This window comes from Sporosarcina sp. FSL K6-3508, from assembly GCF_038615825.1.
In the GTDB taxonomy this organism is placed as follows: Bacteria; Bacillota; Bacilli; order Bacillales_A; family Planococcaceae; genus Sporosarcina; species Sporosarcina newyorkensis.
In genome coordinates this window covers 1533923-1551872 of the sequence record NZ_CP152016.1, presented here as the reverse complement: position 1 = coordinate 1551872, position 17950 = coordinate 1533923, and the positions used below count along the sequence as shown (strand labels likewise).

At 43.2% G+C, this 17950-nt stretch carries 19 protein-coding genes; 1 reads left to right on the top strand and 18 read right to left on the bottom strand.

The window, feature by feature from the left end:
* Positions 1-246 precede the first annotated feature (246 nt).
* Both MKX97_RS07280 and MKX97_RS07275 read right to left on the bottom strand, forming a co-directional pair.
* The gene (locus MKX97_RS07280; protein ID WP_040758127.1) at positions 247-1065 is read right to left on the bottom strand and encodes a pyruvate, water dikinase regulatory protein; all 819 of its coding nucleotides are present in this window, start codon (positions 1063-1065) and stop codon (positions 247-249) included.
* A gap of 11 nt (positions 1066-1076) precedes the next feature.
* The gene (locus MKX97_RS07275) at positions 1077-1715 is read right to left on the bottom strand and encodes a helix-turn-helix transcriptional regulator (protein ID WP_040758128.1); all 639 of its coding nucleotides are present in this window, start codon (positions 1713-1715) and stop codon (positions 1077-1079) included.
* Between the two features lie 312 nt (positions 1716-2027).
* Here MKX97_RS07275 and MKX97_RS07270 point away from each other — a divergent pair, with 312 nt between their 5' ends.
* A complete protein-coding gene (locus MKX97_RS07270) occupies positions 2028-3407 on the top strand; it encodes a glycine--tRNA ligase (protein ID WP_342537280.1) in 1380 nt (459 codons plus the stop codon).
* A 24-nt stretch (positions 3408-3431) separates the two neighbouring features.
* On the opposite strand, the gene recO is transcribed toward MKX97_RS07270, so the two are convergent.
* The 16 genes from recO to MKX97_RS07190 form a co-directional block, all read right to left on the bottom strand.
* Positions 3432-4214 carry a DNA repair protein RecO gene (gene recO / locus MKX97_RS07265; RefSeq protein ID WP_340758756.1) on the bottom strand — a complete coding sequence of 261 codons (783 nt, stop codon included), beginning with the start codon at positions 4212-4214 and terminating at the stop codon, positions 3432-3434.
* Between the two features lie 40 nt (positions 4215-4254).
* Positions 4255-5169, bottom strand: a complete 915-nt coding sequence (gene era, locus MKX97_RS07260; RefSeq protein ID WP_340758755.1) for a GTPase Era — start codon at positions 5167-5169, stop codon at positions 4255-4257.
* Positions 5153-5563, bottom strand: a complete 411-nt coding sequence (locus MKX97_RS07255; protein ID WP_009496885.1) for a cytidine deaminase — start codon at positions 5561-5563, stop codon at positions 5153-5155. The genes era and MKX97_RS07255 overlap by 17 nt, the downstream gene beginning before the upstream one ends.
* Before the next feature lie 24 nt (positions 5564-5587).
* A complete protein-coding gene (locus MKX97_RS07250) occupies positions 5588-5938 on the bottom strand; it encodes a diacylglycerol kinase family protein (RefSeq protein WP_342537279.1) in 351 nt (116 codons plus the stop codon).
* A gap of 4 nt (positions 5939-5942) precedes the next feature.
* Positions 5943-6470, bottom strand: coding sequence for an rRNA maturation RNase YbeY (gene ybeY / locus MKX97_RS07245; protein ID WP_078816530.1), 528 nt, complete (start codon positions 6468-6470; stop codon positions 5943-5945).
* Positions 6433-8517 carry an HDIG domain-containing metalloprotein gene (locus MKX97_RS07240; protein WP_342537492.1) on the bottom strand — a complete coding sequence of 695 codons (2085 nt, stop codon included), beginning with the start codon at positions 8515-8517 and terminating at the stop codon, positions 6433-6435. Before MKX97_RS07240 ends, ybeY begins: the two co-directional genes overlap by 38 nt.
* 457 nt (positions 8518-8974) lie before the next feature.
* Positions 8975-9937 carry a PhoH family protein gene (locus MKX97_RS07235; protein ID WP_009496893.1) on the bottom strand — a complete coding sequence of 321 codons (963 nt, stop codon included), beginning with the start codon at positions 9935-9937 and terminating at the stop codon, positions 8975-8977.
* A 5-nt stretch (positions 9938-9942) separates the two neighbouring features.
* Complete coding sequence (locus MKX97_RS07230) at positions 9943-11034, bottom strand: sporulation protein YqfD (RefSeq protein WP_176132464.1); 1092 nt, start codon at positions 11032-11034, stop codon at positions 9943-9945.
* Positions 11024-11281 carry a YabP/YqfC family sporulation protein gene (locus MKX97_RS07225; RefSeq protein WP_040758131.1) on the bottom strand — a complete coding sequence of 86 codons (258 nt, stop codon included), beginning with the start codon at positions 11279-11281 and terminating at the stop codon, positions 11024-11026. Before MKX97_RS07225 ends, MKX97_RS07230 begins: the two co-directional genes overlap by 11 nt.
* Before the next feature lie 47 nt (positions 11282-11328).
* On the bottom strand, positions 11329-11865 hold the full coding sequence (locus MKX97_RS07220) for a hypothetical protein (RefSeq protein WP_342537277.1): 537 nt from the start codon (positions 11863-11865) through the stop codon (positions 11329-11331).
* A gap of 35 nt (positions 11866-11900) precedes the next feature.
* On the bottom strand, positions 11901-12899 hold the full coding sequence (floA, locus tag MKX97_RS07215; protein ID WP_040758796.1) for a flotillin-like protein FloA: 999 nt from the start codon (positions 12897-12899) through the stop codon (positions 11901-11903).
* Complete coding sequence (locus MKX97_RS07210) at positions 12899-14236, bottom strand: nodulation protein NfeD (RefSeq protein ID WP_342537276.1); 1338 nt, start codon at positions 14234-14236, stop codon at positions 12899-12901. Before MKX97_RS07210 ends, floA begins: the two co-directional genes overlap by 1 nt.
* 492 nt (positions 14237-14728) lie before the next feature.
* Positions 14729-14902, bottom strand: a complete 174-nt coding sequence (gene rpsU / locus MKX97_RS07205; RefSeq protein ID WP_009496905.1) for a 30S ribosomal protein S21 — start codon at positions 14900-14902, stop codon at positions 14729-14731.
* A gap of 186 nt (positions 14903-15088) precedes the next feature.
* Positions 15089-15760: a deoxyribose-phosphate aldolase gene (gene deoC / locus MKX97_RS07200; protein ID WP_342537275.1), complete on the bottom strand. Its 672-nt coding sequence runs from the start codon at positions 15758-15760 to the stop codon at positions 15089-15091.
* Positions 15761-15852: 92 nt separating this feature from the next.
* Positions 15853-17193 carry a tRNA (N(6)-L-threonylcarbamoyladenosine(37)-C(2))-methylthiotransferase MtaB gene (gene mtaB / locus MKX97_RS07195; RefSeq protein ID WP_342537274.1) on the bottom strand — a complete coding sequence of 447 codons (1341 nt, stop codon included), beginning with the start codon at positions 17191-17193 and terminating at the stop codon, positions 15853-15855.
* Positions 17194-17209: 16 nt separating this feature from the next.
* Positions 17210-17950 (bottom strand): 16S rRNA (uracil(1498)-N(3))-methyltransferase, encoded by a 741-nt coding sequence (locus MKX97_RS07190; protein ID WP_009496911.1) that lies wholly within the window; start codon positions 17948-17950, stop codon positions 17210-17212.

Here is a 17950-nt window from a genome sequence, read left to right as displayed (position 1 = left end):
ATAAATTCGAGGACTTTCTCAAAAACCCTTTTTTATCGACATCATTCGCCTCGAAAACTTTTAACTTCGCATGAATTGAGTATTCAAGTAGGAAACATGTACTTCCCAACACAGTTGACCGCTGTTCCAAACAGCTGTTTCCAATTCCCCCTATAGTTTGCTAATAATGATCAATTCATATACTCTGTTGCTACATTTCGGCCTACTATCCAACTAGACACAGAAAAAAGAAGACCTAACCATCCGTTAGTTGGCCTTCCTTGCTGTAAATGTTTTGAGAATCGTATTGGCTGTTTCTTCAACTGCGCGATTGGTCACATCAATGACTTCGCAGCCGACTTTTGTCGTAATCTCATTAAAATAGTCTATTTCTTGTTGAATACGTGCTATTTTCGCATAGTTTGCGTCATCTTTCAAGCCCAACGTTTCCAAACGCGCTTTTCGAATAGAGTTTAATTGATTTACTGATATATAAAGTCCGAAACATTTAGTTGGATCGATTGAGAATATCTCTGCTGGCGGATCGACTTCAGGGACAAGCGGCACATTAGCCACTTTATATCCTTTATTCGCCAGAAATTGTGACAGCGGTGTTTTGGATGTCCTCGATACACCGAGCAGTACAATATCTGCTTCCAATACACCGCGCATATCTCTTCCGTCGTCGTATTTTACCGCAAACTCAATAGCCTCGATTTTTTTGAAATAATGAGCATCCAACTGCCTGACCAAGCCTGGTTCCTCAAAGGGTTCTAGGCCTAACTGATTTCCAATTTCGTCGATAAGCGGTCCTAACAGATCTACGGACTTTACGTCCAATTCTTCACAAAGAATACGCAAATGATCGCGCATTGACTCTTTGACTAAAGTAAAGACAATCAAAGCTTGCTGTTGTTTAGCTAAAAACACAATTTCCTCTAACTGTGAATTCTCCTCAATATAGGAGAATCTCTTTATGGAAACGCTCTCCAAATCATGCCGGAATTGACTAGCAGCCGCCTTCGTAACAAGGCCAGCTGTTTCCCCGACAGAATCAGAGACGATGAATAATGTAAAATTCGGCATACCGTCACTCCTCATAAGTCATGATCTTCCGCTAATGAAAGAAATGCGGCTGTTATATTGGTCTTTGTAATCCGCCCGATTACTTCCAATCCGCCCTCTTTCTCATTGATGATTGGCAATGAATCAATTTGACTGTCCATCATTTTTTTTGCTACTGAAATGAGGGTATCCTGCTTCCTGCAATACATAATATTCGGCATTCTTGTCATGATGACATGCACAGGAATTTTATCTAATTCCGTTCTTCCGATACTTGTCCGCAACAAATCTTTTCTGGATAGTACACCTGTCAATAAGGATTGCTGATCCACTACGAAAAGGGTTCCGACATCCTCCAGAAACAATTGGCAGATCGCATCATAAACTGATAGATTCTCCGTGATCACGACCGGTCTTGATTGAAAATCCGCCGCTGTCATATCTACCATACCGTCCGCTACCGATTGAATAGGTTTTTTGCCAGAATAGAAGTAACCCACACGCGGTCGTGCATCCAAATAACCCGCCATCGTCAAAATTGCTAAGTCAGGTCGGATAGTTGCACGCGCTAAGTGTAGACGCTCAGCTATTTGCTCTCCTGTAATCGGTCCGTTTTCTTTGACGATGTCAAGGATTTCATTTTGACGTGTATTTAATTCCAAACATGTCACCGCCTTCACACTTCAAAGTAGTATTTACTAACCAATTATATAACAAGACGCTCACTATTGCGAAGAAAGGAGAACCATGCTAAACTAATTTTGAATGAAGTAAGCGAAGAACGGTCAATAAGTAGTGTAAAGATGAGCGAACAGGGACAGTGAGAGCCTGTACTACACGAAGACGGCAGCCGGGAGTTGAACCATTCATTATGAAAGTGGGTTGAAAAACCAATCGGGGTGGAACCGCGGGTCATCATGCACTCGTCCCCGGACATGTCTATGTCCGGAGACGAGTGCTTATTTTAATTGGAGGGATTTATAATGTTATCTATGGAACAAGTAGTGAATCTTTCAAAGCAACGGGGTTTTGTGTTCCCAGGCTCTGAAATCTATGGCGGTTTGGCGAACACATGGGATTACGGTCCGCTCGGCGTTGAGTTGAAGAACAACATCAAACGTGCTTGGTGGCAAAAATTTATTCAGGAATCGCCTTATAACGTAGGGCTGGATTCAGCCATCTTGATGAACCCGAAAGTTTGGGAAGCATCTGGTCATATCGGGAACTTCAATGATCCAATGATCGACTGTAAAAAATGTAAGACGCGTCACCGTGCGGATAAATTAATCGAAGAAGCATTAGATGCCAAAGGGATTGAACTCGTAGTTGACGGCTTGCCATTTGAAAAGATGTTCGAACTAATCCAAGAACACGGCATCGTGTGCCCGACTTGCGGTGCGATGGACTATACAGAAATCCGTCAATTTAACTTAATGTTCAAGACGAGTCAAGGAGTGACGGATTCATCCGCAAACCAAATTTTCCTTCGTCCTGAAACAGCACAAGGAATCTTCGTCAACTTTAAAAACGTTCAACGTTCGATGAGAAAGAAAGTACCATTTGGAATTGCGCAAGTCGGTAAAAGTTTCCGTAATGAAATCACGCCGGGTAACTTCACGTTCCGTACGCGTGAATTTGAACAAATGGAACTGGAATTCTTCTGTAAGCCTGGTGAAGATGAGCATTGGTATGGATACTGGCGCGACCAATCCAAGAACCTATTGTTGAACCTTGGATTGAAAGAAGAGAATATCCGTCTTCGCGAGCATAATGAAGACGAACTTTCCCACTACTCTAAAGGAACTGTAGATATCGAATATAAATTCCCGTTTGGCTGGGGAGAGCTTTGGGGTATTGCCAACCGTACGGACTTCGATTTGAAGCGCCATATGGAATATTCAGGCGAAGACTTCCACTACCAAGATCCTGTAACGAATGAAAAATACGTTCCTTACTGCATCGAGCCTTCTGTTGGTGCAGACCGTGTTACACTAGCTTTCTTATGTGACGCATTTGACCAAGAAGAGTTGGAAGACGGCGATACACGCACAGTGTTGCGTTTCCACCCGGCACTTGCTCCTATTAAAGCTGCGATCTTGCCATTATCTAAAAAGCTTGCAGACGATGCAGATAAAGTGTATACGGAACTGGCGAAGCATTTCCCAGTACAGTATGACGATTCCCAATCAATCGGCCGTCGCTACCGTCGCCAAGATGAAATTGGAACTCCTTTCTGTATCACATACGATTTTGATTCATTAGAAGATCATCAAGTGACTGTCCGTCACCGCGATTCTATGGAACAAGAGCGTATGCCGATTGCAGACGTTAAAGCATATATCGAAAAACATCTACAATTTTAATTTTAAAAACCCGGAGAATCGGCATTAGCCTTCATTTTCCGGGTTTTCTTTTGGTTTTTGTAATTCTGGTGTCCGTTCCAACTGCTCGATAAATTTTCTGGATTTCAAGTAAATCCCCACTTGTTCATGATAAATCGTCGAGACCAGTTTCTGCATAAAGGTTTTCGTCGGTTTCTTTAATTCCAGCTTACCGATCTGATCCAATGGCACATTATAAAACATCCGAATCAACTTGATCTGAGTCGGAGACAAGCGAATAATGTATGGATCCACTCCAAAACAACGATGACAAAGAAAGCCGATTTGCTGAAATGAAAAAGCAAACTCCCCTTCCGTCGCCCCGCAATTGGCGCATTCATGAAGGATGGGGTGAATACCAGCGACGGGCAGCATCTTCCATTGAACAAATAACGAAATTGCCTCTGCATCATAACCCTCTTCCATGGCATGGAACGCCTCTTCCAACAGTCGAAAAATCCCAGCATTCGGTTGCTCCGATTCGGTTAAGCGATCTATCAACTCAACGACCAGTCCCGCATACGCAGTTGTCTCCAGGTCAGCGCGAATATGCCGTACACTGCTGATCAACTCACCTTGTTCAAGAGATCCCATTCCCCTGCTTGCCCGTATCATAAAAAAACCATGTGTGAACGTTTGCGTAATGGCAGCTAGTCGACTCGCCGGCTTTTTCGCACCTCTTGCCATCGCGGTTATTTTACCTGCCTCTTTTGAATAAATCGTTACGATTTTATTTGTTTCACCGTAAGGGATGCTCTTTATAATAAATCCTTCCACCTTGTTTAACAAAGTGCTCTCCCCCAATCAAACATACTGGACAGATGAAGAATTAATAATCTTCCTCATTGAATCCAAATTCTTTTAGGCGGCTTGGACGATTGCGCCAGTCTTTCTGAACTTTTACCCATAATTCAAGAAATACTTTTTCTCCAAGCAGCATCTCAATATCTTTTCGTGCTTTCGTTCCAATTTCTTTTAGCAATTTACCGCCTTTGCCAATGACAATCCCTTTTTGTGAATCTCTTTCCACTATAATCGTAGCTCGGATATGCGTCTTTCCAGTGGATGCATCCTGTTCAATGCTTTCAATGGCCACCGCAATGGAGTGAGGAATTTCTTCACGTGTCGTATGCAGCACCTTTTCCCGAATCATTTCTGAAATGATAAAGCGCTCAGGATGGTCGGTAACTTGGTCGGCAGCATAATATTGAGGACCTTCCGGCAAATAACTTTCCAGCGTTTCCACTAAACGTTCAATATTATTGCCGTTTAAAGCTGAAATCGGAACGACTTCAGCAAACTTCAGTTCATCTGTGTACGTCGTGATGATCTCGAGTAATTGATCGGGATGCACAAGGTCGATTTTATTAATGACCAGGAATACAGGAGTCTCGGACTTTTCAAGCCATTCCATAATAAAGCGGTCCCCTGTACCGATCTTTTCATCTGCATTCACCATGAACATGATGACATCTACTTCACTCAATGTACTGCGCGTCACTTTCAGCATGAAATCGCCTAGACGGTGCTTTGGTTTGTGGACGCCTGGCGTATCGATGAAAATCATTTGGGATGTGTCACTTGTCACAATGCCCTGTACTTTATTTCGCGTTGTTTGCGGCTTATCACTCATGATGGCGATTTTTTGACCGACCATCCGATTGATGAATGTTGATTTCCCGACATTCGGACGACCAATTATTGAAACAAAGCCTGATTTGAATGGTTTATCGTTCTTCTGCATAGTCTAAATCCTCCTTAGAAAAAGCGCCTGGCAATAGTTCTGCAACGGTCGTCTCTTGAACGTCCCCTTTAAGATTCGTTAGATAGACCGGCATGCCCGGTGCGCAAAACTCCGCGATCACTTGACGGCATGAGCCACACGGTGCAATCGGTCCTTCTGTATCCCCGATAACAGTAAGCGACTTGAAAGATTTAACGCCTTCAGAGATTGCTTTAAAAATCGCTGTCCGCTCTGCACAATTCGTAAGTCCGTAAGCAGAGTTTTCGATATTACATCCTCGGAAAATCGTACCGTCTTCTGTTTCTAAGGCAGCACCCACCGGAAACTTAGAGTACGGGACATATGCAGTTTTCATTGCTGATTCTGCTTCGTTTTTCAGTTGTTCAAATTTCATCTAGTTCACTCCAATTCATTTGATTCAGCCAAACCATTTCGGAAAAAAGATCAAACAGCCAATGACTGCACTGGCGACAGCGAAAATCAGTACCGACCCAGCCGCGATATCTTTGGCCTTTTTTGCTAGTGGATGGTATTCCTTTGTTACGAGATCTACGACGTACTCAACAGCAGTATTCATCAATTCCAATGCCAGCATTCCGCTGATCAATAAAAGAACAATCAGCCATTCGGTCATAGAAAGAACAGTGAACCAGCCAGCAAGGATGACGATGATGGCTGACAGGGCATGAGATTTCATGTTGCGTCCATTGACGAAACCGTCTCTCATCCCTTCCCACGCATAGACAAAAGATTTGAAAAATCTTTTCATCTGATCACTGTCGCTCCAAGCCAAAAGAAGTTAAGATTTCTGTTTGTCTTCCGAACATCTCTTTTTCATCATCCTCTTCAATGTGATCATATCCGAGTAAATGAAGAAATCCATGTAACGCCAAAAACCCTAATTCTCGTTGAAAGGTATGATTGTATTCAACCGCTTGGCGTTGCGCCGTTTCAATAGAGATGATGATATCACCAAGTACAACTGGCATATCTCCTTCATGTACGATCGCCACTTCCCCTTCAGACAGTTCTTCTAAGGCAAATGAAATGACATCGGTCGGTTTATCCTTGCCTCGAAATTCTGCATTTACTGCTTGGATCGCATCATCATCCATAAAAGTGATTGAAAGCTCGTATAAACCTTCCAAATCTTCCATTTTCGCTGCGTGATTCAATAGATCGGTAATTAACACTTCCGACGTTTCGTCAACTGCATCTGTATCATCTTGAAAATAAAAGTCTATCATTGCCCATACTCCTTTTTTAATCCGGATATTCGATTCGATTATGGAAAATTCCATTCAAAGTCTCACATATCACTTTTTTCACCTGTTTGATTTCTTTCATCGATAAATCGCATTCTTCAAATTGATCATCTTCAACTTTTGACCGAACGATCGCTTCGACGAGTACCGCAATCTTATCGGGTGTCGGCTCTTTCATGGAACGTACCGCTGCTTCTACACTATCCGCAATCATAATAACAGCGATTTCCTTCGTTTGCGGCTTTGGACCCGGATATCTGAATTGATCCTCCGCCACATCTGAACCTTGTTCTTTCGCTTTTACATAGAAAAACTTCAGTAAGCTTGTTCCGTGGTGCTGCCTGGCAATCGCTATTAACTCTGCAGGCATATGATGCTTCTCCAATATTTTCGCACCATCTTCAGCGTGAGCTATAATCATATCACGACTTTTCTCAGGTGGCAGGGAATCATGTAAATTCTGTCCGGCATGCTGATTTTCAATAAAGAAACCAGGGTGAACCGTTTTCCCGATATCATGATAATAACTCCCTACGCGTGCAAGCAAGCCATTCGCTCCTATCGACTCACATGCAGCGTCTGCCAAATTCGCAACCATCACACTATGATGATACGTTCCTGGCGTCTCCACTAAAATTTTCTTCAGTAACGGATGGTTTGGATTCGACAACTCGACCAACCGCATGTTGGAAAGCAATTGAAAGCCAGATTCGAAAAACGGCAATAGTCCGATCGTCAACGCACCTGACAGTACTCCTGATGAAACCGCTGCTACTGCATAAAAAGTCAGCTCCGGTAATGTATAACTAGTTTGTGTCATTAACAGATAAAATATGATGAAGATCGTATTAGAAGCCGCGACTGCAAGACTCGATTGTAAAATCGTTGAGCGCCTGCCATGTGCGCTGAGAACATATATGCTGACGATCCCACCAAATAAAATATACAAAGCGACTTCCATCTGCAAGATGGCGGCAATGCCTTCCTGCAACATAATGCCTGCGGTTGCTGCGGTAATAATTACAGATAGTATGGCCGTTCGCTCATTAATCAGCAGCTTGATCAACATAGGCGCCAGCGCAGTCGGAAATAAAAACGCAATTTGCACGTCAAATTCATGATCAATATAACTGATGATCTTCATGAGGACAACAACTGCGAAAATTATGACGTAAAACATCAATACAGCTTTCTTTTTGAACTGATTATTTTCTGACCATGTAGAGAAATGAATCCCTATCAGACTAGAGATAAAGAGTACGAATAACCCAATCCCTAAGATTGGTTTAATGGATGACTGATTCGTCAGGACACCTGATAATTTCAATTGTTGATAAATATCACGATCAATCAGCTGCCCTTCGCGTACAATGACTTGTCCTTGAAGAATACGAATCGGCTCAATCGACTCACGCGCATCGGCTTTATTTTTTTCAGTCAGTTCTTCATCTATCACTTCTGTTTCTACGACAGCCGTTCGACCTAAGGATAACGCCACGTCCAGTAATCCACTTGGTAATGTACTGGATTGACGAATCTGTCTTTCCACTTCATATCGATGAGTGGATAATTGATCAGACTTGAAAGGTTTGGACAGCTCTTCACCAATAATCGTTAGCAGTTGTTCATGCAGATTGTCTATTTCAGTCTGATCGGATGCCAATAATTGTTTCAATTGGTCATCTGATAAGCGTAAAAAAGATTGTTCTTTCTCCAATCCTTCCAACTTTCCCCTGAGTAGTTTCAGTTTCTTACCGGCCGTCATATCAGTCTCTTTGTTTTCTTCCATTTTCACTTCACTGACAGCTGTGAATATCGAGCTGATGATAGCTTGTCTATTTTTCATGATATCTTCTGAAAAACGATAGGACGCCGGGACCGCTTGCTCCGCTCGAACACGTTCAAGTTCGGTTTTCTCAGTATCTTCAATCGTCTTAGGCGATCGTATCGTTTTTGGAGAGATCTCATATGCTGAGATTTCATAGGTTTCATTTGTACTGTTGCCATACATCAATACGAATAAAAGGATACTGGAAAGACTAATGACAACGAGCAATAGGAATGTAAACTTCACCTTCCTCATTTGTGAAAATAACCCCTTTAAGTCCGCCAAATTTCTTGCCCCCCTCGACAATTTTTGCCGCCTTGCCTTATGTATATATATATTTAATTCATAAAAAAGCAGTCATTTACTGGATGACTTAGACCGCTTAATGAATGGAGACCGATAATGAAAATCATACGTTTTACTAGTAAATACAGCTATGTTAGCCATTATACCTTATTAGAGGGTCAAACTGCATTTATTTTCCTGACACTGAAAATCTGAGGATGAGATTAACTATTGGTTGCTTAGCCTAATTCATTACTCAATTCTAAATTTAGAAGTATTTCAAGCGATCCCGACCTTTACGAGAGCATGTAAATAGAAATTCAAATGAACTTCTCTTCACTTTTTAGCAGACACTTAAAATGTCCGTACTACAAACCGAAAACCCTCAAGCCTTTAGTATAAAGGCTTGAGGGCTATTCAGCAGTCATCAGTTCGATTTCTGTTCTTTGTCATATGCATCAATGATTTTTGCTACAATTGGATGCCGTACAACATCCCCTTGTTCCAAGTAAATGAATTCGATGTCTTGTACTTTCTTCAATATGTGTTCCGCTACATTTAAGCCAGAGTCCACGCCGCGCGGCAGGTCAATCTGTGTTTTATCTCCGGTGATCACCATCTTCGAACCAAAACCGAGACGAGTCAAAAACATTTTCATTTGCGCTTTTGTGGTATTTTGAGCTTCATCCAAAATAACGAATGCGTCATCGAGTGTCCTGCCTCGCATATAAGCCAGCGGAGCGATCTCAATCACGCCTCGCTCAATTAGACGCTCTGTATGCTCTGCCCCCAGTATATCGTGGAGTGCATCGTACAGTGGCCGCAAGTATGGGTCCACTTTTTCTTTTAAATCTCCTGGTAGGAAACCTAGGCTTTCTCCTGCTTCTACGGCAGGACGAGTCAGAATAATACGTTTCACTGAGCCTGTTTTCATTGCCTGCACTGCCATGACGACTGCAAGATAGGTCTTCCCCGTTCCAGCCGGGCCAATACAGAAAACCAGGTCTCTTGAGCGGATCGATTGCACATACTCCCGTTGGCCAATTGTTTTCGCACGAATTACTTTACCTTTAGTATTGCGTGCGATTTCCTCATCATATAAAGATGAGAAATATTCAATTGTACCGTTTTTCGCCATTTCAATCGCGGTGGCAACATCACGCAAATTGATGTTGATGCCTTTACGAATTACTTTCAATAACTGTTCCAGCAGTGCTTTCGCTGCTTCACTTTGCTCGATTTCCCCGCTGATCGATATTGTTTCTCCTCTTGTTCTAATGGAGATATTCAATTCTTCTTCAATTAAATTCATATTTTGATCGGAAATTCCAAGAAGCATAATCGCTTCATTCGGTTCTTCAATATGCAGTTGAATGATTTGTTCGCTCAATATATTCAGTCTCCTTGAGTTATCGGTCGTTTTTCAGCAATGTTTTCATTAATCAAAAACAAAAGAGTCCCACTAACTTTATCATTAGTGAACGATACATGTAAAATGTTTTCCTCTTTAATTACAAGTTCATCCGTCTTCTTTGATAATAGATCGTGCTTCAAAAGCGGAAGAATAACGGTCTCTTCCATTCCTTTTTCTAAACGGACGGTATGAATTGGATCCTCTCGTGACTCTTTAAAAAGTATTGGGTTTCTGAGACGAAAAACCCCTTCTTTACTTTCATGCCATGGAGTTCTCCAATTAATATTGACTTGTTCTTCGCCTTGCGTTGAATACTTGACGGTTCGCGGTAATTCAAAATGATATTCTAACCAATAATCCGCAAAAACTTCTCCATCCGCTCCTACAACTGTCGTCTTCTCTCCTTGTTCCAGAATACCTGTAGCGAGCATATCTCCCTTTTTTACAGTTTGGTGAACAATACTCGCACGCTCACCTCTCGTCAACGCAAAATGAGTGATCACCCCTCCTGTTTTAGCTACTAAATGAGATGGTTTTTCTTTTTTATCTTCTTTCACTTCAGCAGACAACGGAGCCAACATAGGTGAAACAATTAAAGAAGTCCCCATTTTCTTAAAGCGTATCCACGACAAGGAAGACTCGTCTTGCATGAGCAGTCGGCGAATCTCATCCTCTTCAGGTAACTTGGAGAGAAGAGATGGAACCCTAATATTCGCTTTTTCCATTTTCAGCTCCATGCGTTCAGCTAATTCAGGAACCTCACTCTCTACTTCAATGTTCCACAAAAACAAGGAAGCACAGAGGGGTAGCATACACCCGATGATAAATAGAAAAGATGAGAAAAGCCGATAATTGACGGTGTCGTTTCCTATATGTGAAACTTTCACTTTCACATGATACTTTTTTCTGAAACGACGAATCGTTTGAATCCCTTTACTGTCTGTTTCAAAATACACGGAACGTCCTGCCACATACAAATTTTTTATTTTGACTTGCTCTACTTGCAATTTTCCAAGGAATGAAGATGTTCCACCAACTGCAGTCAATTGAACCTCAAAACGTTTAGGACTCATACATCGGCCCCTCATTGGGTTTATATCGAATTGATAAATCTTTCAGCTCTATGATGGAAATATGGGCATTTTGTTCAGTTAATGCAAGTACAGTCACTTCTTCACCTTGGATCGTTAAAAAAAAGTCGTCTGTTTGAAAGGACACGGATTGTTCGCTTAACGCCTTCAATTGGTAGAAGCCCGTAATCCGTAATGAATTGAATTCATCTAAAATAATAGATGGATGAAGTGCGAATAATTTTTTCACGAAAAAACCCCCTATCTCAACATATGACGGAGATGGGGGTCGCATGATTACCGTTTTGCTTTCGGTGGTCCTAAAATTTCCGAATACACAATTCCCTGCAGGACCTGTTGCGGAGTTGTCGGGATTAAATCTTCTTGTAAGATACGATGGTCTTCCTGAATGACCGATTGTCGTTCCGTCTGGAGTCTTCCTCTTCCGGATTGACGTTCAGATCTCGGTACAGAAACCGGCTTTGCAGCTCGTTCAGGACGTTTGTTTTCAACCTTAGGCTCCGGGTAGAAGATTTCCGTTTGCGGCGCCTGAGTCTTCTGTGGAGCTTCTGGTTGCTGAGTTTCTTGCTGCAACTCTTTGAACTCTTTCTGGATATCTTCGAAAAGACCTTTTGATAGATCTTTCAATGTGCGCGGCTTATTCGTCGGTTCCGCATTCGCGCGCTGCGGTTCCTTTCTCGCCGGCTCATATACTGTCTGCGTATGAACAGGTTTTTGCTCGCTAGGCTTTTGCTTCGGTTCAGGCTTTTCTTTCTTTTTACTGAACAGGGAGCCTAACGCCGCCATGATTACCAAAATAATGAGCTGTTCCATTATGCATCCCCTTCCCGGGAATTCATTGTTTTACTTTAGTCTTTCTTCTGTTGCGGTGGCTGCTGGTCTCCGCCAACTTTGCTGATGGAGTCACGCATACCTGTATCGGCTTGGATGTTCTTGTAGTTCATATAATCCATAATACCAATGTTTCCTGAACGCAGTGCTTCCGCCATTGCCAAAGGCACTTCGGATTCCGCACCCACCACTTTCGCGCGCATCTCCTGGGTTTTCGCCTTCATCTCTTGCTCATTGGCAACAGCCATCGCACGACGTTCTTCAGCTTTCGCTTGGGCGATATTTTTATCTGCCATTGCTTGTTCCGTTTGAAGTTCGGCACCGATATTTTTACCGATATCTACGTCCGCAATATCAATGGATAAGATTTCGAAAGCAGTTCCGGAATCCAACCCTTTCGTAAGGACCGTCTGAGAAATCATGTCTGGATTTTCCAGCACTTTGGCATGGTTGACGGAAGAACCAATCGTACTGACAATCCCTTCGCCGACACGGGCAACAACCGTTTCTTCACCTGCGCCCCCGACGAGTCGATCAATATTGGCACGAACCGTAATCCGTGCTTTCGCCTTCACTTCAATACCGTTCATCGCAACACCTGCAATGAATGGTGTTTCAATAACTTTTGGGTTAACGGACATTTGGACTGCTTCCAACACATCTCGTCCTGCCAAGTCAATCGCTTGTGCTCTTTCAAATGTCAGCGCGATATTCGCTCGTTGTGCTGCGATTAATGCATTCACGACACGGTCTACGTTACCACCCGCCAAGTAATGGCTTTCCAGTTGATTAATCGTTACAGTCAACCCCGCTTTATGTGCTTTGATCAGCGGGTTAACGACTCTGCTCGGGATTACTCGACGCAAACGCATCCCAATTAATGTGAAAATACTTACTCGTACTCCTGCCGCCATGGCGGAAATCCATAGCGTCACAGGAACAAACGTAAAGAATATCGCTAATACGATAATGATGATAAAGACTGCTGCTACCAGTCCTATTGTTCCTAGTCCCATCATAAGCCTTGTTCCTCCTCATTCTTCTTTTCTCTAACAACGATTCTGAAGCCTTCCACCGCTACGATCACTACTTCTTTATTACGATCAATATAGCGCCCTTCCGATACAACATCAATCCGCTCGCCGTCTAAATCAGCGACACCGGATGGACGAAGAGGTGTAAGCGTTGTCGCAACTTTTTGCAATAGATCCGTACGGTTCTCGTTGGATACATAACCGTTTTCCGTATCCATCGTATCCATTAGAATGATTTTATTCAACAGATGAAGTTTTTTTCCGAAGAATTTCATAATAACCACCGCTCCTATACTCGCCACGGCCATCGCAATCAGCACTGAAACCGCCATGAATGCCAAGTTTGTGCCTGCCAGCAAAATACTTCCTATGATAGCCAAGACTCCGAAGATTCCCGCTATCCCACCTGCAATAAAAAATTCGGCGATGATGAGTCCTACACCCAAAAGGAACAAGATCAAGGTCTCATAACCCGCCAGACCAGCCACTGTATGACCGTAGAAAAATAAGAATAAGGCAGTCAGCCCCATACTTCCCGGTACACCAAAGCCTGGTGAGTACAATTCCACAATCAGTCCAAGACTCGCAACAGAAAGTAAAATCGGGACAACTATCGGATTCGTAATGAACCGAGCTGCTTTTTCCGAAAATGTTTCCGTCGTAGAAATGACTGTTGCCTCTTCCAAGTCCAGCTTCTGCAGCAATTCATCAAATGTTGCAACCGTCCCCTCACTATAACCTACTTCCTCGGCTTCGTCTGCAGTGAGCGTCAACAGTTCTCCTTTAGGAGCACGAAGCTCCGGCATGTCAATTTCCGGATTGGCCATCGCGAGAGCATACTTAGGTTTTCGGTCGTTGTGCAACGCAGCATTTTTCATTTGTGCAAGCCAGTAACTGTTGGCTTTCGTTTCTGCTGCATTTCCGGATCCATCGATGACTTGAGCAGCACCTATGGAACCATTTGGCGTCATGAAGATTTCATCCGCATAGAGTGCCAAGAACGCACCTGCTGATAATGCCCGATCATTAATGAATGCGACGATTTTGGCGTCAGTCGATGTCATTAGCTTCGCGATTTGATCCGCAGCATCCACAAATCCGCCGGGAGTATCTATATCCAATACAATCGTCTCTGCACCTTCGTCAGCCGCTTCTTTAAATGAACGTTGCAGGAATGCATGCAGTCCCTTCTCTACCTCTTGATGGAGCGGCACCCGATATACTTTCTTTTCAGCTGCATCCGCCGTGTGTATAAAAGGCAAAGCGATTGTTCCGATGAATAAAATGAGCAGAAAAATAGACCTAATCATTTTAGTCATTGTTTTCTCACCTCTCTCTACTGCCTATTATACTAACTATTTACGTTTGAAAACCTTTTTGGTTTCATTTTATCGAAAAAAAAAAAATATCAATTACGCCTAGGCGTAATTGTGTCCAGATTTTGTATCGAGCTTTAGGCCGGCATGACGCAGGTCAGTTAGCCTTTGTCGCAGGAAGCCGCGACTTTTGGCTAACTTCATCTTTTAAAGCCCATCTCAAAATCTGTGACATCCGCCGGAGGCTTAGGCCTACAAGAAGTAGGTCATGCAGGCGTTGCCACAGGATGTGGCGATCTTAGCCTGCGTACTTCTATTGTTCAGCGAGTTTTTAAACACCCGTTGAACAAAGATAAGGCCACACTCATCTCGCCACTTATAGTGTGGAAGGCAACCGCTGCATAAAAATAAAATAAACCGAAAATCCTTTGATGGATTTTCGGTTTATACGAAATTACATTAATAGTTAATCTCAAAATTCAATGTAGGCAGAAATTAGAATTTACGCTTACGAGCAGCTTCTGATTTCTTTTTACGTTTCACACTTGGCTTTTCATAGAACTCGCGCTTTCTTACCTCTTGTATTGTACCACTTTTGGATACAGTACGTTTGAAGCGGCGAAGAGCGTCTTCAAGTGATTCATTTTTGCGAACGACTGTCTTAGTCATATCTCTTGTCCCTCCCTCCGAGCACACTTCGAAACATAGCTGTTTGCCATGTACTAGAAAATTATAACGTAAAATTTCCGATCGGTCAATAAAAAACTATTAGAATATTAATAAGAATTTCTACCGCTGGCTGCCAATTTCAAACAAGTGCCTGTCGAGACTAGACTGCGCTTTGCACTCTTGAGATCAATAGTCCGATGTAGATTCGAGACCTTCCATTATTGCGACGCCTGAACTTGCTCCGATGCGAGTGGCTCCCGCTTCGATCATTTTGTTGACGTCTTCGATGCTGCGGACACCGCCAGATGCTTTAACACCGATTTTCGGTCCTACTACGGAGCGCATCAGCTTGACATCTTCAGAAGTAGCGCCTCCTGTTGAGAAACCTGTGGAAGTTTTTACGAAGTCTGCACCTGCAAGTACTGACAGTTCGCAGGCCGTACGTTTTTGCATAGCGTCCAGCAATGACGTTTCCAAGATTACTTTTACAATCGCTTTTCCTTTTGCCGCTTCAACAACACCTTCTATATCCTTTTGAACATATTCAATTAATCCGCTGTGAAGAGCACCGACGTTCAGTACCATATCAATTTCTCCTGCTCCGTTTGCGATGGCATCTTTCGTTTCGAAGATTTTTGTTTCCGTCGTACTGGCACCTAAAGGAAAGCCGATCACGGTACAAACTTTGACATTTGTATTCTGTAATGCTTCCGCAGCTGTCTTAACCCATGTCGGGTTGATACAAACAGAAGCGAATTCGTACTTTTTCGCTTCTTCACATAACTCAATTACTTGTTGCTTTGTAGCGTCTGCCTTCAATAGCGTATGATCAATATACGCGGCATAATTTTTCGTCACTGAAAGCGCTCCTTTTTTAACATCTTTTCTTTTAGTATAGCAAAGCTTCATTTTGCTTGCACGAAAAAGACCACCCATACAGGTGGCCTTCATCAGATCAAGATTTCTTGATCTTCAATAATTCGTACCGGCTGTCCTTCATTGTAAGGATACCCAGCTTTCGTTAATTTCACTCGGACAATTTGGCCGACCACCGTTTCATCTGCCGGCAAGACCACTTTCAAATAGTTGTCTGTATAGCCTTCAAACAAGTTTTTTTCAGGGTCTAGTTTATAGCGCTCTTCCGGGATGACTTCCAGCACTTCGCCTTCAAATCGAGCCGCATAGTCTTTTGCCAGTTGATCGTTCAATGTAATCAAACGATGTACACGCTCGTTTTTAACGCTTTCATCAATTTGATCTTCCATACGAGCTGCCGGTGTACCTGTTCGCTTAGAATAAGGGAACACATGCAGTTCAGAGAATTTATGATCGCGGATGAAATTATATGTCTCCATAAATTCCTCTTCCGTTTCGCCCGGGAAACCGACGATGACATCTGATGTAATCGCAAGCTGCGGTAATGCTTCATTCAAGCGGACGAGACGTTCAGAAAAGAACTCCATCGTATACTTACGGCGCATCCGTTTCAGTACTGTATTGGAACCTGACTGAATTGGAATATGCAAGTGACGGACGATGATTTTGGATTCTCTCAATACATCAATTACTTCGTCAGTCAATTGGCTCGCTTCGATTGAACTGATTCGAAGACGTTTGAGTCCTTTGACGTTCTTCTCAAGATCCCGCAATAGGCGTGCAAGATTATAGTCTTTCAAATCTTCCCCATAGCCGCCTGTATGAATCCCCGTCAAGACGATCTCCAAGTAGCCTGCATCAACAAGCTGCTGCGCTTGATGTATGACTTCTTGCGGGTCACGTGAGCGCATCAAGCCTCTTGCCCAAGGGATGATACAGAACGTACAGAAGTTGTTGCAGCCTTCTTGGATTTTCAATGAAGCGCGGGTACGGTCCGTGAATGAAGGTACATCCAGTTCTTCGTAGACACGGTTCTTCATAATATTCCGCACAGCATTTATCGGCTGCCGTTCTTCACGGAATTGTTCAATCAGCCCCAAAAGCTTCGTGCGGTCTTGCGTGCCTACCACGATGTCCACGCCAGGTATCGCCATAATTTCAGCAGGAGAAGTTTGTGCATAACAGCCTGTCACACAAATTACTGCGTCCGGATTTTGACGGATCGCACGACGTATCACTTGGCGGCTTTTTTTATCTCCTGTATTCGTTACCGTACATGTGTTGATCACATAGACGTCTGAGTTTTTTTCAAATTCAACCCGACCATAGCCTGCCTCCTGAAACAGCTGCCAAATCGCTTCTGTTTCGTAATGATTCACTTTGCAGCCTAACGTATGAAAAGCAACCGAAGACATCAGTCGCTCACCTCTTTCATTCAAATTCATAAGACATAGCGGACAATAAATATAAAGGGGCCGTTTCCGTCCGTAAGATTCGAGGCCCGAGTGCCATCGGAAGGAATCCCGCATCTTTCAAAAAATGCGCTTCTTCCCTGGCTAAGCCGCCTTCGGGTCCAAAAACAACCAATACCGATTGTTTATGATACACGTTTTTCAGACGATCTGCAATCTTATGCGGCACTTCGCTTTTTGCATCCTCTTCATCAGCGAAAAGCTTGACGTCAAAGGAAGCCGCATATTCTGCAAGTTGCTTAATAGATTGGACAGGGAGAATCTCGGGTATGTGATTACGGTGGCATTGCTCTGCCGCTTCTTTTGCAATCTTTTGGAGACGTTCCACTCGCTTATCGCTTTTTCTAAGGTCCCATTTGACGACTGATCGACTAGCCGCCAAAGGAATTAGACGCTTCATGCCGAGCTCCGTCCCTTTTTGCGTGATCAAGTCCAGTTTATCGCCTTTTGGAAGACCGCAGGCGATCGTGACATGTATAGGCATCTCATTGTGTTGATCGAGTTCCTCTAGCTGAGATACGATGACTTCATCATCAAGAATCTCTTCAATAGACGCCAATGAGACGACTCCGTTATATACTGTCAGTAACTGTTCGCCGGATGTCATTCGCATAACCTTAACGATATGCTTATAATCGTCTCCGCTGATCGCTACCCGCTGTTCTCCATCGAAAGGCTTTTCAAGAAAATAACGTTGCAA